The 14,212-nt window shown below is 37.3% G+C and carries 18 protein-coding genes and 1 pseudogene; 1 reads left to right on the forward strand and 18 read right to left on the reverse strand.

The window, feature by feature from the left end:
* Positions 1–5 precede the first annotated feature (5 nt).
* The gene (locus B2M23_RS19930) at positions 6–509 is read left to right on the forward strand and encodes a MogA/MoaB family molybdenum cofactor biosynthesis protein (protein ID WP_038351311.1); all 504 of its coding nucleotides are present in this window, start codon (positions 6–8) and stop codon (positions 507–509) included.
* Between the two features lie 6 nt (positions 510–515).
* On the opposite strand, the gene B2M23_RS19935 is transcribed toward B2M23_RS19930, so the two are convergent.
* The 18 genes and pseudogenes from B2M23_RS19935 to B2M23_RS20020 form a co-directional block, all read right to left on the reverse strand.
* On the reverse strand, positions 516–1,076 hold the full coding sequence (locus B2M23_RS19935) for a YcbK family protein (protein ID WP_052237103.1): 561 nt from the start codon (positions 1,074–1,076) through the stop codon (positions 516–518).
* 243 nt (positions 1,077–1,319) lie between these two features.
* Complete coding sequence (locus tag B2M23_RS19940) at positions 1,320–1,556, reverse strand: DUF2922 domain-containing protein (RefSeq protein ID WP_038351310.1); 237 nt, start codon at positions 1,554–1,556, stop codon at positions 1,320–1,322.
* Positions 1,557–1,738: 182 nt separating this feature from the next.
* Entirely contained in the window at positions 1,739–1,966 is a 228-nt protein-coding gene (locus tag B2M23_RS19945; protein ID WP_038351309.1) for a DUF1659 domain-containing protein, read from the reverse strand.
* Between the two features lie 103 nt (positions 1,967–2,069).
* The gene (locus tag B2M23_RS19950; RefSeq protein ID WP_038351308.1) at positions 2,070–2,672 is read right to left on the reverse strand and encodes an RNA polymerase sigma factor; all 603 of its coding nucleotides are present in this window, start codon (positions 2,670–2,672) and stop codon (positions 2,070–2,072) included.
* 12 nt (positions 2,673–2,684) lie between these two features.
* Positions 2,685–2,891, reverse strand: coding sequence for a hypothetical protein (locus B2M23_RS19955; RefSeq protein WP_038351307.1), 207 nt, complete (start codon positions 2,889–2,891; stop codon positions 2,685–2,687).
* 135 nt (positions 2,892–3,026) lie between these two features.
* The gene (locus B2M23_RS19960) at positions 3,027–3,431 is read right to left on the reverse strand and encodes a hypothetical protein (RefSeq protein ID WP_038351306.1); all 405 of its coding nucleotides are present in this window, start codon (positions 3,429–3,431) and stop codon (positions 3,027–3,029) included.
* 8 nt (positions 3,432–3,439) lie between these two features.
* Positions 3,440–3,970 carry a BRO-N domain-containing protein gene (locus B2M23_RS19965; RefSeq protein WP_038351305.1) on the reverse strand — a complete coding sequence of 177 codons (531 nt, stop codon included), beginning with the start codon at positions 3,968–3,970 and terminating at the stop codon, positions 3,440–3,442.
* 19 nt (positions 3,971–3,989) lie between these two features.
* Positions 3,990–4,610, reverse strand: a complete 621-nt coding sequence (locus tag B2M23_RS19970) for a hypothetical protein (RefSeq protein ID WP_038351304.1) — start codon at positions 4,608–4,610, stop codon at positions 3,990–3,992.
* 177 nt (positions 4,611–4,787) lie between these two features.
* On the reverse strand, positions 4,788–5,492 hold the full coding sequence (locus B2M23_RS19975) for a hypothetical protein (protein ID WP_038351303.1): 705 nt from the start codon (positions 5,490–5,492) through the stop codon (positions 4,788–4,790).
* 323 nt (positions 5,493–5,815) lie between these two features.
* Positions 5,816–6,331, reverse strand: a pseudogene (locus B2M23_RS21870) (UDP-N-acetylglucosamine 2-epimerase); the annotation flags it as partial.
* Between the two features lie 25 nt (positions 6,332–6,356).
* Complete coding sequence (locus B2M23_RS21875) at positions 6,357–6,566, reverse strand: polysaccharide biosynthesis C-terminal domain-containing protein (RefSeq protein WP_479723702.1); 210 nt, start codon at positions 6,564–6,566, stop codon at positions 6,357–6,359.
* 14 nt (positions 6,567–6,580) lie between these two features.
* The gene (locus B2M23_RS19990) at positions 6,581–8,008 is read right to left on the reverse strand and encodes a flippase (protein WP_038351301.1); all 1,428 of its coding nucleotides are present in this window, start codon (positions 8,006–8,008) and stop codon (positions 6,581–6,583) included.
* Positions 7,974–8,996, reverse strand: a complete 1,023-nt coding sequence (locus B2M23_RS19995) for an acyltransferase family protein (protein ID WP_038351300.1) — start codon at positions 8,994–8,996, stop codon at positions 7,974–7,976. Before B2M23_RS19995 ends, B2M23_RS19990 begins: the two co-directional genes overlap by 35 nt.
* Before the next feature lie 18 nt (positions 8,997–9,014).
* Complete coding sequence (locus tag B2M23_RS20000; RefSeq protein ID WP_038351299.1) at positions 9,015–10,298, reverse strand: O-antigen polymerase; 1,284 nt, start codon at positions 10,296–10,298, stop codon at positions 9,015–9,017.
* An 18-nt stretch (positions 10,299–10,316) separates the two neighbouring features.
* Positions 10,317–11,354, reverse strand: a complete 1,038-nt coding sequence (locus B2M23_RS20005; RefSeq protein ID WP_038351298.1) for an acyltransferase family protein — start codon at positions 11,352–11,354, stop codon at positions 10,317–10,319.
* Positions 11,354–12,469: a glycosyltransferase family protein gene (locus tag B2M23_RS20010; RefSeq protein ID WP_038351297.1), complete on the reverse strand. Its 1,116-nt coding sequence runs from the start codon at positions 12,467–12,469 to the stop codon at positions 11,354–11,356. Before B2M23_RS20010 ends, B2M23_RS20005 begins: the two co-directional genes overlap by 1 nt.
* 19 nt (positions 12,470–12,488) lie before the next feature.
* On the reverse strand, positions 12,489–13,295 hold the full coding sequence (locus tag B2M23_RS20015) for a hypothetical protein (protein WP_146209126.1): 807 nt from the start codon (positions 13,293–13,295) through the stop codon (positions 12,489–12,491).
* Entirely contained in the window at positions 13,292–14,209 is a 918-nt protein-coding gene (locus B2M23_RS20020; RefSeq protein ID WP_038351295.1) for a WaaS/CpsH family glycosyltransferase, read from the reverse strand. The genes B2M23_RS20015 and B2M23_RS20020 overlap by 4 nt, the downstream gene beginning before the upstream one ends.
* Positions 14,210–14,212 lie beyond the last annotated feature (3 nt).

Below are 14,212 nucleotides of genomic sequence, written 5' to 3' on the forward strand. Positions count from 1 at the left end.
ACACCATGTTTACTGTAGCCATTCTAACCCTCAGCGATAAAGGCTCACGCGGAGAACGTGAGGATAAAAGCGGCCCGGTCATTGCCGGAATGCTGGACAAAGACCTGTACGAGGTGGTGCACACCGCCATCCTGCCCGACGAAAAACACATTATTGAAAGTAATTTAAAGTCTCTGTGCGACGCCATCGACCCGGTCAATCTCATTCTGACCACAGGCGGCACAGGCTTTTCACCCCGAGATGTTACCCCCGAGGCCACCATCTCGGTCTGTGACCGGCTGACGCCGGGCATTCCGGAAGCCATGCGCTATGAAAGCCTGAAGATCACGCCAAAGGCCATGCTGAGCCGGAGCGCCGCCGGTATCCGCGGGCGCACCCTCATCATCAACCTGCCCGGCAGCCCAAAGGCCGTCCGCGAAAACCTGGCCGCTATCCTGCCCGCGCTGGATCATGGGCTTGAAATGCTGCTGAGCTCAGGATCAGCCGACTGCGCCGCACCGGAAAAGTAAAGCTGCCTAGCCGTTGACCTCAACGTGCAGGTATCCCTGGCTGTAGTAGGGCAGCACATTCATGCCCAGCTCTTTGGCCGCCAGCGTCAGATCGCCCACCGCCACGCCCGGGCAGTACAGGTCTGCCGCGTAGCCACGTTTATGAAAGGACCAGCTTACACCGCCTACCTCCTCGTTCCGCGCCACGCAGCGCACACCCGAGGTAATGATGACCGGACAATCGAAAGTGCAACGCAACGCCTCTATTTTTTCAAGCAGCTCTGGATTCATGTCCACAGGCCAGCCATCGCAGCAGCCCGCGCAATCGCAGGCATATTCCGACATCAGAAAATGTGTGGACGCGCGAGGCTCCAGGTCTTCGGGCGGCGCTGGAATTTCCGGCGCAGATGGTGTATCTGCGCCCATCTCCTCCGCAGGCCGGGGTACTGGATTTACCGGCTCCGCCGGCGCTGATACCTCTGGCGCCGACTTTGGCATGCCCTGAAAATTTGCGAAAAACACCGCGCTGGTAACAACGACCAGCACGGCGGCCAGTGTGATAAAAATACGTTTATAAAATTTTTTCATATAATCCCCCTCCTCTCCCTGTGTGGAAGGTGGAAAGTTGAAGTTGGAAGGTTCATGACCCCTTTGGCTGCCGCCAAAGCCATTAAAAATGCGGCCACGGGCCGCATTCAATCAAATCTGCCAGGAGCAGATTTGCACCTGAACTATCCACTTTCACCTTTCAACTAGACAAGCCTCTTTTTAAACTTTGTCTCTTTATGATAAAGTTTTTGGACACTCTGAAAAGGGGCTTTCGCCCCCTTTTTATTCCGCATCCTCAATGACCACATCGGTTTTAGTGGTATCGACGCGCACAGCTCCGGTTACCTTGGCCAGAGCGAAGCCCTCAGGCTCAAAAGCGCCCAAATCAACAATGGCCTGTGCCCCTGTCCTGATCTCCGTGTCTGTAATCCCCTCTTTGTAATCCGGAATGGTCATTTTATATTCCTTCCCGTCTGTACGCTGAAAATAAATGGATAAATCCTTGCTGGTTGTTGGCATTTTTTAATCTCCTTCTTATTTTTAATTTTGATGCCTGCTTGCGGCACGACGAGGACGTCGTGCCCTACCTTTAGGCTTTAGGGAACCACGCCCACGGGGTCTGCCCCCGAGGCTTGACGCCTTATGGTCAAGCCGAAGCGGGTATGGTTCCTCGCCCATTAATTTTTAATTGTGGAAGTCCACTACGCCACTTCCACCAAATCCTCTGCTGTCACCTTTACCTGCTTTTCCCTGATAGGCTCCTGCATGCCGGTAATGGCTTTGGCAGTGCCTAAAAAGGCATCGTCCGTTACACTAGTCTTGACATCGCCGTAGGTTTTGCTTCCTTTGACGATTTTTCCATCCCTCTCTCCATAATTGACGGTGATCTTCATTCCCACCGATTCCACGCTTTTCTGAATGGTTGCCATGTTGTTTTCCTCCTGTGTTAGATTCCGGCAGCGCTGCCTTACACCTTACAATATGGCAAATTTCCAAAACACCCAACCCGGATTTAAGTTTTATTTAAGTTTTCTAAACACCATAGGCTTTGCGCAGGCCCTTCATGGCTTTATTCAGGGTCTTCGCCACACACTGCTCGCTGACGCCGCGGTCCCTTGCGATGGCCCGGTAGGTCTGCCCCCTGTAATAGTGGGCTTCAATGCACTCCTTCTGGGCCTTTGGCAGCTGTGCCACCCGCAGCTTTAAAAAAGCCCGGTGGCGGTCTTCTCTTTTTTCCCTCGCGCACCGTCTTTCATCGGTCTCTGCGCTCTCCTCAGCCGGCAGCGCTTCTGCCAGGCTCGCGCCCTCCGCTGTTTCTACATCCAGCGAAAACGCCGCCTGAACCGAGGTTCCCGGTCGTTTTTTGGCGCTCTGGACAAAGGCGTAAAAGAGCTGTTTTTTGATATAGGCTGGAAAATAACCGGGCTGCTCTGATTTAAAATCCTTTAAACGCTCCATAAAAAGGACGCAGGCCTCCTGATAGGCATCTTCCAGCTGGGCTTTATCGTAAACATACTCGCTAATGGTGGCTAAAATCAGCGGTTTAAAGGTCAGCAGCAGCGTTTCCGCTGCCGCCTTGCTTCCCGCCTGAGCCCTTGTGACCAACACACCGATCTCTGCGTATTTTTTACTCAAACACACCCTCCTTTACTCGCCCTCGCAAATGGATACAATCTCCAAAACAGCCTCGGGGAAATGATCCTCCACCGCGCCAGCTTCCTCGTAAAAGAAATCCTCAGCCTCCTCGCGGCTCCTGGCCGGCAGCACCTTGCGCACCCGGCAGGCCGCTTCCACTGTGTAGGGTCTTATCCGCCCTGTGCAGGGTCTTCCTGCTCCGTATCGATTTGTGTACAAACGCACCTCCTGAATTAATAAAGATTAATATATAATATTATTTATAATATTACTAATGGCGGACACCTGTGTCCGCCATGTTGCCGCAATATGGCTCTTTTTGTCCACATTGCGGTCATATCTGGCCGCTTTACCCTATCCGGCGTACTTATCCACAAGGCCAAAAACCGACACTGTTTCATCCGCCAGATTCTTCAGGCGTGTGGGCGCCACGTTATCGGCAAAGGGAACCAGGGTATAAAGTCCCTTGCGCCGGTTTTTAACCGCCTTCTGATATTTCAGCCGCCCGGCGTCTACCAGCTCCTTGCGGTAGCGGCGGATATTGCGTTCGCTCCGCCCAAAGAAGTGCTCGATGCCCTCTGGCCGCACAAAGAACTCCACCCGCCACAGCCACCGTCCATCAATGGACGGCAGCGCGCAGCAGTTGCACCGGTAAAGCAGGTAAATCCAAAGCGCCACGGCTCCCTCCGAAAGCTTTCGGTCTGCAGGCAGATCGGATTGCCATTCGATGAAAGCCTCCAGCTCCGAAAAAAAGTTCATGAGGCCCCTCAGGCAGCTGCTGTTTGCAAAAGGCGCTCTTCCACTATTTCGAGCCGCGTTTCAAGCTCCTGATTTTTAATGACCTGGAAAGCCAGAGCGCTTGAGAGCATCCGGATGGCCTCCTCCATATTCTCTTTTTCCTCCTGATCCTTGTGGGTGTTTTCACTTTCAGGCAGCATGATCCGGGCTGTGTCAATCTCACGCCGTATCACGGGGATCACACAGGTTTCAAGGTATCGCCTAAACCCTGTGGCCGCCTTATGATCATGGTGTTTTAACAGAGCCCAAACCCCCTCCTCACTGATCAGCAGCATTTTGTGCATACGCCCGCCGCTATTCTTAATCAATCGTTTCTGTACCGCTGACGCCGGCAGTTTTTTCAAAAATCTGTGATAGTTTTTACAGCCCATGTAACTGCCGATTTCTTTCAGGACAAAATAGCTCTGACTGCCCTCCTCGTAAAGATCGGTATATACTCGCAGTTTATGAGAATCACTTCCAAAACACTGTTCCAAAGTTGCTAAAATGGGGTTGTTCATCTTGTTCTACCTCCGGTTATTATACATTCAATAAAGACAGGCCGCCGAAAAAACGCTTTGCCATCTGCGGCATCCATTTAAAATAAGTCCGGCTGATCCACTTCCAATCATTGCTAAAGAAACGCATCCGCTCCTCGGCTTCAGCCTTTTCAAAGCCCACAAGGGCCATCCGCCGCACGCCGTCAGCCGTCATGTAAAAGTCTCGGGGGCCATTATCCCGCCGAGGCACCAGCATCTGGAGAAAATCCTGCTTTTTGATATGTTTAAGCAGAAACATTTCTGTTTCATGGAACTCAAAGCCAAAAACATTCCCCATGTCGTGTACATTGTAGAGCAGCGGATCCTCGATGAGCCAAATATTGTTCAGCCAGATCATTCGCACCTCCTTGAAATCTGGCGTCTGTGCCCTGAGCAGACGCTTTTCAATATCGCTCATTTCCCGCTCGATTTTGCGGCTCACAAAGGGCTCTCCCTCCTTGTGAAAGCATCGGCATTGCCCCTGCACGTCTAAAAAGCGGCAGTACAACCCACAGTGTGTTTCATCTGCCCGGTAAGCGCATTCTTTGCAGCCCTCAGACATCTGCTTTAAATCATACCAGGGCTCTTCATAAAACACATTTCTTTTTAAATCTTCGTTCATACCATTTCCTTTCGGTTACTTTCGCCAGCGCTGACGTTAGGTTTAATTATAGTGTTTTTTTGAGAAAGAGCATCTCGCCTCCAGGGGATGATAAGCAGTAAAAAAACATAAAACGCCGCGTTTTATGCCTTTTTATGGCAATATTTTTCTCTTTAAAGTTTAAAAATTATCGTTTTTTTAAACCATTGTAAACCTCTGTATTTCTGAGGAACAATTATTTATTTTATGCGCTTCCGGTAAAACCGAAAAAGCTTCGTTGGGAGACGCTGCTTGATGATGCCACTCAAGGCATACACTTTGAATCCCGCAGTTTTTACAGTGCAGCCATTCTCCGTAAACCGGCCAGTGCCGCTCGATAAACATTTCTCGGACGCGCCAGCCCTCGTCCAGCTTTTCCTGCACTCTGCCAGGCCTCTGCCGATAAGGGATCACAAGGCCCGGAGCTGTGACCAGCGCTCTGGCCCTGCGGTCATGCCCCCTGTATACCGCGTGCCAGTTAAGATAGCTGAACTGTTTTGCGCTCACCCAAGGCACATCCACCCTGACAGGAATATACTCAAGCCCCGCCCCCAGAAAAATGACGTTGTTGCTTTTCTTGCCCACCAGCCCCATGGTAGTCTTTCGCCGTCTTGCCATGTTCATATCCAGATACTCCCCGATACAGTCCAGAAAATAGCTGGTCTCCACCGGGATGATAAAGGCCTGTCCATCCCCATACAGCACCACCGTGCCGCTTCCCTTTGCCTCACAGCACCGCAAAAGCCCCAGCGGCGCGCCCGAAAACCGCAAAATCTTGCCGATGTTCTCATCTGTCAGCCTGACCTGCCCATTGTCGAAGCCCATGGGAAGGGATTCGTATTTTAATTCTGTTATCGATTTCATTTTTTGTTTTAAATACTCCTTTTTATTATTATTTCATTCCAACATGACCGTCCATACATTTCCAACCCCATCATCCTGGTGCAGGCACCAAGGGAATCACCGCCTTTCTGAATGCTTTTGACAAAAAGATAAAACCGGCATGCTGAGCGCGAATGCGCCCGCATGCCGGTTGATTGGGGATGTGTCCCGGAAACCATCTATTTGTTTTTTGTATTGCTTTATTTTTTTGACTATATTAATCCTCTTTACGCCATACGAATTTATTAATAACATTTGTATAGCTTTGAATAATTTTCACCACTTTCGTACTTACCAGTTCTTCCAGATCTTTCAATTGCCTCCAAGTTCTCATGAAGCACCTCTGCCATGGGTGAGCCGGTCACATAAGTGCACTCCTTTGGCAGTCCGCATTCTGCTAGATAATGGCTTGCATGTTCGGAATACGCAAGACTTACATCAGAAATTATATCCACGATCCGGCGATTTGTTTCTTCCGGCAGGCACTCATCCTCACAACGATTTCCGGCTTTCATATGAAAAATCGTAATATGAAGACGCTTCGCTGCTATAGCTGACAGACAGGAATTGGTGTCTCACAAAATCAGCAGCTTGTAAGAGCAGTTGATGATATTGCTAACTATTGCTCTAAGATCATCTTCCACTGCATCCATATAAACTTCCGGATCAGCAAGTTTCTGATCATGGAAACACACACCATTCAGATTATAATCATAATTCTAGCCTGTATGAGCAAGAACACAACCAAAATATTTTCTGCACTTATTAATTGTTGATGAGAAATGAATAATTTCCGGGAGAGTGCCGACGATGATGAGTATCTTTAATTTTCCATTCTCCTGTCATTTAACATTTGAATAAACTGTTCTTATTTTTGTATTCATTCCTGTACATCCACTGGCTCAAAAATGTATCTGAATGTTCCGGGTCAAACTGCTCATTGGCCCACATAACAGTAACCAAGTCCTGGGTATCCGAAAGATTAATGATATTATGAGTATATCCTGAAAGCACATGAATAGCCTCCATCTTCTCCCCGTAAACCTCAAATTCCATTATGGGATACTTTATCACTCAACTTTCTTTTTAATTATTTTTTTTATCATCTGAATAACCCATAATACAGCCATATATATTAAAACACCAACCACAACTTTTACAACTAATACGAATATTCTTGAATTATTGTATAACGTAAAATTATAGATTACTATATACATAATAATTCCTGCACTAAAATATGGTATGATATCAAAAATATATTTTATTAAATTTATTTTTTTTCTCACAAAAAAACATTGTATTACACAAACGGAAGCTTCCGCACAGAGCGTACCTATTCCAGCACCAACAGATTGCAACTTTGATATTAACATTAGATTAATAAAAAAATTAACAACTGCTCCAATTACAATTGAAATGGTGTATACCATATCTAATTTATAGGGTATTAAGTATTGTGTTCTAATCACATTGGCAATAGCAAGAAAAAAACAACTCGGAATTAACACCTGAAATATTAGAATACATTTTTCAAATCCCTCTCCATAAAAAATTGGTACAAACTCTTTAGCAACTGACATAATACCAAATCCCATAGATGCCGATAAAAACGAAGCAAAAATTAGTGATTTTCTTAGGTACTTCTCACTCTCACTTTTTTCATTATTGGCAAGTAAATAAGATATTCTTGGTAGCATAACCGTTCCCAGTGAATTAATCAATGCTATCGGAACCTGAATAACTCGTTCACTACTTTCATAGTATCCTACTTCTGTTTTTGAAACCATAGAACCGAGCATTATTTTATCCATTATCTTATATAAGCTTACGGCTAAAACAGGTATAAATAAAACTATGTTCGGTTTAATATGTTGCATGATATCCTGCAAACAAACTTTGCATTTTTCTATGTAGTTTCGTATAACTGTCCAAAGAATAATTTGCGAAAGTAATTGACTTAACACATATATCAACGCATACAAATAAATATCCGATGGTTTTTTCACTAAAGTAAAGATTCCTATTACAGTAAAAATCTTTACAAACGCATTTCTAATTGTTGTCAACTTAAATTGCTCCATTCCAAAAAAGAACCAATTTATGTCAAACGTCGAGGCAATTATGTAAAGTATCATAATCCAACTAACTAATTTTTCATCACTGAAAAACAAAACGTATATCGAATATAGAACTATCATGAAACTTCCACAGCACAATTGGAATAAGTATATACTCCAAAATGTTTTGGATCTTTTTTCCTCATCGTTTCTGACTGCAGCTATGCTTCTATTTCCATAATTATTGACACCTAACATTGCAAATAAGCCAAAATAGTATACGATTGAAAACGCATAAGAGAACACACCTATTTTGTCCGCCCCCAATACTCTCGACAAATATGGTGTAGTAATCAATGGTACAATTATTGCTAGTACCTGGTAAATTGTATTGTATATAAAATTACTTTTTATAGATTGTCCTTTGATTTTTAACATATTTTCCTTCCAAATAAAATATTATCTTGTTGAATACTATAATCAAATAGGTCTCTGTTATCATAGTCATAAAAAAAACAAAAAGTATTCTCAAGAACTCATTATTCACGAATTTCACAAAAATAATATTGTATGTTTGATAGATTAGTAGTATTGCATGCGTGAGCATAATTATCAAAGAATTGCGTCCCCAAAGAGTTAGTATTTTTTTCATGTATAGAGCTTTTTTCTCAATAAATTTTGATATGCCAATAATAAAAAAAGTGCCTAATATAGAGAAAATATAGTACAAAACTATGTTTCCAAAGCGAAGGTTATTTAAATCTACATTTCCATTGATAAATGCCAGTACCGAGCCAATACCTATATATATAATTTTTGAATTAAATAAATTGCTTTTTTCAAAATAGTAACCAATTATTGAAAAAGAACTCGCAATAGAACACCTTATTAGCAGTACCCCAAATAATATAGGATAACTATCAATTTGAAGAATATTATTCCATTCTATTGAAACAGCAAAGTAAATAGCAACTGCTAATGCAGTAATATAGATTGGAAGTACAATACGCCTATATTTTACGACTATATATAAAACAATTTCAGTTATCGAAAATACAGGAAGAAACCATAACACACCTTCTCCATTAAAAGAAATAATATGTAAAACAAAGGTTTTAATTTCATTAGCATTATACATTCCTAATCTCGCTTGGAGTAATACTCTAGCAAAAAAAATAAGGCTGAATACTAGATATAAGATATATATACTTTTTTGCTTTATTACGACATCTTTTAAAGAATAATTATTATCTTCAAATTTATATTTTGCTTTTAGCAACCCATTAATTATAAAGAAGCCACAAACATGAAAGGAATATATCCATGTTTGTAGGTGATTAGCATTATCTGAAATAACATGTCCTAAAACAATTAATGCAATTAGTATTCCTTTTGTAATGTCTATCCATTCTACTCTTTTATGCAATTTAATACCCTATCTTTCTCAAACCTTATTCTGTTTTCTATTATTATCAGCGATAAGTAAACATGAAATAATTACTAATGCATTTATTCCTGCAATTATGTAATTATATGTGCCCATAGCAATAATAAATGTCAAAAAGGAAGCAGTATACGTTCTTTTTGTATTGTCTTTTTCGTTCATTCGTTTAAATGAATATCCTATCAGAATACCAAAAACTAATGAAAATATAAAACATCCTAAATACCCTCCAGAGTTCATAAATTCGAAGTATATTGTGTAAAACGCATTGTAGTGTGTTGAAGAACCTATATTATAACCTTGCCCTAAATATGTACTTACAACATCGTGATTAAATTTCATTCCAAACACTGAAAGTACGTATTCAATTAAAAGTCCAAAACCACCCAAATACTTCAAAATTATTGGAGAATCAATTAATCTCTGTCCGGCATTGTATTGTTCAAAGAATTGAGAAAACATATAATTCGATCCTGAGAAATCGACAACAAAACTATCTATGGTATTTTGTATTACACTTTTCTCACTATTACTAGATCTAAAACTAAATATCATCAATACGGCTACTCCAATAATTACAATAGCTCTTTTTAAAATTTTTTTTTGCGTTTTAGAAAGCTTTATTTTTGAATATCCTAAAAATATCAGCATAAAAACAACAATTTTTAAAAATTCAATCCTGCTTTGCATAATAATGATATATAAAATAAAATTTAAAACTGATAACATTGGTAACCTCTGATGCGTCTTTAATAACAATGCAAAGCTAAATGTTAAATCAAAAAAAGCAAAACCTCTTACAAAATATTGATAAATATAATAAATAACACTGTTAAAATAAATCTGTGTATAGTCTGTCCCGCCAAAAGCGATACTATAACTAATATTCCGAACATTAGTTAATAGTAGTCTACCTGTTATTACACATATAATCATATTAAATAGTATTGCGATACTTATCAGAAAGGAAATACGTCTTAACCAAACAAACATTCTGCACGAATCAAATTTAATACTTTTATTATTTTTTCGGCTAATCTTAATTTCCTTTAATCCATATCCCAGAATTATAGCTACATCTATAATTATAATATTTATTTGTATAAAATATGATGAGTCAAATGAAGGTATGTACTGATCAAGATATCCTATTCTACCAACAATCATCCAAACCAGAAAAATCACATTGATAATCGATATGGGATTAACGATTTTTTTCCATACATGATATGAAATAACAATAAATAAGACTAGTGAAAAATCAAATATTATAAAAAAACACATATCTCCTGTCTCCCAGCTCTATCTAAATTTGTATGTATCTCTGCCAAAAATAATCAAATTAGCTAATTTACTTTGTCTTACAATTGCTATTATCAAAGGACACAATATACCTACACATAATGTTAACATTATAGAATTAACAATTCCGTTCATCGAGAATAAAACAAATGCTTTATTGATATCAAATGCATTCATTAAAAATGAATGTACATAGTATATTTCTAAAGTAAATATTCCTATTTTTTCTAACAACTTAAATCTTTTTTTTATATGAATATAATGTGCGAAATTTAAGAAAAAAATAATTCCAGTTAGCGCTAGTATAAACCTAATTGCAATGGACAACGTATTATCTGGCATAGCCATTATTTTAAACATATATCCACCAAAAAAGTAAACACACATAGAAATTAATAGTAAACTATTATTAATTTTATTATATATTAACAAAATTTGATCCTGATAATTCATAAATAAATACCCTGCTATATAATAAACACTATAATATACTATTAATTTACAGCCTAAAAAATTAATATTGACAACTATCCCTATAAATAGTAATAGTCCAACCAAAACAAAATATATTACACAAAACAGCATAAGTCTAAACACTATCATGTTCCTTATTTTTCTTGAAATCACATATGCAATTATAGAAAATAAATTTAACATCCAAATCGCAAATAAATACCACAAACTCTGTGATATATTAAAAAAAACACCATATATTGAATTTATGCCATCATATTGTTGATAAAAAAACAGTCTAAAAATAATATAGAAACTTAAAAAAGGTATAATATAACCCTTAGAGATTTTTTTCATCTTATTTATAACACTAAATTCAGTATCATAACAATTTAATTTAGGCAAACAAAAATAGCCTGAAATAGCAATAAACAATGGCATCTCTATAATCGCCATAAGATTACACAAATAATCTGTATCACTATTTTGCGCTGCAATTTGGAAAATGTGTCTAAGAACAACAATTAATATCAGAAGTCCTTTCAACATATCCAAATAACTGTTTCTTTTCTTAGTATTTTCCATTATTTAACGCACCTTTTTTTATTTAAATATTTTTTAACTGGTCTTTCAAAACCAAATTCATAATCGAATAGTTTTTTTGTATAATTTCTAATATTCAAAGTAATCATCTGAGCGTTTTTATTTAAATAAATTTTTTCATAAAATTTAATTATAGCATCTATCTCTATATCCGAATCATCTGCAGGTAATTTTAAATAATAAGGAAAATCTGTTAGACTATCTAATTCAGTTTTTACCGCTGAAACAACTGGTATACCTCTTGCAACATATTCTTTACTTTTTAATGAGCTATTATATAATATTCCTGATCTATGTCTTCCTAATGCATCTACCGCTATATCAGTTTCATTAAAGATTTTTGTAAGTTCATCCCCTGATTTAGGTCCATGAAATATAATTCTTCGATCGTTATCTGCTAATATTTTTAAATTTTTAAGTTCTTGTCCAGCTCCAACAACATTAAGAACGACCACGTAGTCGCCATGATAATTCAAAATTCCTTTGACAATTCTATCAACGCCGTGCCAGTACATAAGATTTGCAACAAATGTTAGCCTTATATAGTTAGGAATAACTTGATATGATAAACTTCTGCTCTCAATCATATCATATTCAACGCAATTTGAAGCATTAATGCAATCAATACCCCAAATTTGTTTATCATTTGAATATGTCATTATTTTATCTATCACACGATTCATTTTCTTTTCACAAATAATACTTTTAACTATTAAAATTTTTGACAGCCCTTGATACTCTTTATGAAATGGATACGTTGGTATTTCAAGTATTATTACAATATCCTTATATTCTTTTTTAATCTTACTTAATAATTGATAAAAAGCGTTCGTAAGAGTGGGTCTTCTTATATAAATGTAATCAGTATTTGAGTCAATGTAATCTAATAGTTTATATCTTTCAATTTCTCTTCTGCTTTTAATCAACGGACATATGAATAATATATCATCTAACAAGCTTCTTTCTGGATTAATACTTAAAACGCTCAAATTCCCAATTTTTCTTAAATATTTAATTTGACTTATAACTTTTTTTTCAATACCATATTGTTTTGCTTTATCTAACTCTAATCCCTCAGCAAAAAAAACACCTTTCATAATTTAAATTCCTCACTTATTATTTATCACTTGCAAACTTAAATCCTAATTTAATCAATACCAGCTTTAATTTGATAAGCATTCTTGCCGGAATTACTGATTCTATAATAGCAACTGCACGAAAAAACAAATATCTTTTCAAGGAAATACATTCGCGATTTGTTAAGTCCAAAAGTTTTTCTTCTTTTAAAAATTTGTAACTATCTCTTAGCCACTTACCTTGATACACTCCATGCTTAAACGAAAAAATATTCTTTTGTAAAACGTAATAATTAGGAATACAATGCCCTTGTTTTCCGTAATGACTTTGGTTTAAAAAATACTCTTCAAATTGCATATCACTTGTAAATTTAGATAGTGTATTTGAAATAAACTTATTATCAAAAGCAAATGCTGCGAAATTTACTCCGTATCTTTCATCACAATATATATTTCTTATTAAGTCTCTATTAGTATAGGAGGATTTTCTCGGATATAGATTACAGTATTCAATATCATTTTCATGTAATTCTTTTATAAATAATTGAATCTGTTCTTCATCTATTTTGTCCGAAATCAAAGAATCTGCCAGAATACTCATATAATAATTATTTTCAACTGTTTTTGCAGCAGATATAATACATTGCACCAAATTTGATTTTTTACCCCAATACAATAATTTAACATTGTCAGATTTATTAAAATCTTCTGGCTTTTCTCCAAAAACTGAAATAATTACATTAAATCTGCAGTTTAGCCAGTTTTTCTCTAATAGTTTTAAAAAGATTTTACATACATCCATATAATTGCTATGTGATGGGATGATTATTGTTACTGATTCATTCACATTTTGCATAATTCACCTAGCCAATTTTCAAATTCATAGTTTTCCTTTACAGAATATGGAATATTTGTAATACTTTTTTTGATAAATAATTCTATTTCCCTCATATCAACATTATTAAAATCAACAATCATTATATTCTCCTTAATCAATTCATATATATTTAATGCTTTTATTGCGATGTTATTTGTTATTAATTTTTTATCATAAAAAAGTGCTTCTAACACACGTAAATTAATCGATTCATGAAAATCCGGATCAAAATCTACAATAACCTTAGAATCATACAATTCCATTAGATAATCTTTATAATCAATAAACTTTTTTGTTCCAATTTCCCCGTCATAATCCAAAATCTTGAAATTACAAATATATTTGGATTTCAATTGTTCGTATAATACAAAAATGTCATTTCCTCTAGATTTATTTCTACCAATATAGATAAAATCCGAAACGTATTCATTATTTGATATGTTGATATTAAATGGCTTATACATTAAACCTCTATAATTTATTTTATATCTTTGTGCATCATTGTTGTCATATGTATAAATATTATTTGTCCCAAACGCATGAATAATTTCATCTATTGACAAATACTGTTGTTTTAATTTGTCAATACGATTCATATAGTAAAACAAGACTTTACAATTAGGGTTTTTCTTTTCTATAATCTTTTTTACACCAGGAAAATATGCATAGTCTGTTATAACTATGCATTTACAATTGGATATATTATTTTTCCAGGATCCTAGTAAGAAAAACGGTACATTTAATCCGATTTTTCTAAATACGTGTGCAACAAAAAACAATATCCTATTACTATTAAAAATTTGTTCGCACTTATTATTTTTATCTATACAGATCCTATAAAAATAAAGTTTCTTACTAAAAACTAAAAATAAATTTTTATTCATCCT

Source organism: Eubacterium limosum (assembly GCF_000807675.2).
Lineage (GTDB): Bacteria > Bacillota > Clostridia > Eubacteriales > Eubacteriaceae > Eubacterium > Eubacterium limosum.

Bases quoted from the DNA above. Each gene is read 5' to 3' on its own strand.
- B2M23_RS19960 (WP_038351306.1), bottom strand. From the start codon at position 3,431: ATGAACTTTTTTTCGGAGCTGGAGGCTTTCATCGAATGGCAATCCGAT.
- B2M23_RS19945 (WP_038351309.1), bottom strand. From the start codon at position 1,966: ATGGCAACCATTCAGAAAAGCGTGGAATCGGTGGGAATGAAGATCACC.
- B2M23_RS20010 (WP_038351297.1), bottom strand. From the start codon at position 12,469: ATGAAAGGTGTTTTTTTTGCTGAGGGATTAGAGTTAGATAAAGCAAAA.
- B2M23_RS19970 (WP_038351304.1), bottom strand. From the start codon at position 4,610: ATGAACGAAGATTTAAAAAGAAATGTGTTTTATGAAGAGCCCTGGTAT.
- B2M23_RS19930 (WP_038351311.1), top strand. From the start codon at position 6: ATGTTTACTGTAGCCATTCTAACCCTCAGCGATAAAGGCTCACGCGGA.
- B2M23_RS19975 (WP_038351303.1), bottom strand. From the start codon at position 5,492: ATGAAATCGATAACAGAATTAAAATACGAATCCCTTCCCATGGGCTTC.
- B2M23_RS21875 (WP_479723702.1), bottom strand. From the start codon at position 6,566: ATGGAATTTGAGGTTTACGGGGAGAAGATGGAGGCTATTCATGTGCTT.
- B2M23_RS20020 (WP_038351295.1), bottom strand. From the start codon at position 14,209: ATGAATAAAAATTTATTTTTAGTTTTTAGTAAGAAACTTTATTTTTAT.
- B2M23_RS19935 (WP_052237103.1), bottom strand. From the start codon at position 1,076: ATGAAAAAATTTTATAAACGTATTTTTATCACACTGGCCGCCGTGCTG.
- B2M23_RS19990 (WP_038351301.1), bottom strand. From the start codon at position 8,008: ATGTTAAAAATCAAAGGACAATCTATAAAAAGTAATTTTATATACAAT.
- B2M23_RS19940 (WP_038351310.1), bottom strand. From the start codon at position 1,556: ATGCCAACAACCAGCAAGGATTTATCCATTTATTTTCAGCGTACAGAC.
- B2M23_RS20005 (WP_038351298.1), bottom strand. From the start codon at position 11,354: ATGGAAAATACTAAGAAAAGAAACAGTTATTTGGATATGTTGAAAGGA.
- B2M23_RS19965 (WP_038351305.1), bottom strand. From the start codon at position 3,970: ATGAACAACCCCATTTTAGCAACTTTGGAACAGTGTTTTGGAAGTGAT.
- B2M23_RS20000 (WP_038351299.1), bottom strand. From the start codon at position 10,298: ATGTGTTTTTTTATAATATTTGATTTTTCACTAGTCTTATTTATTGTT.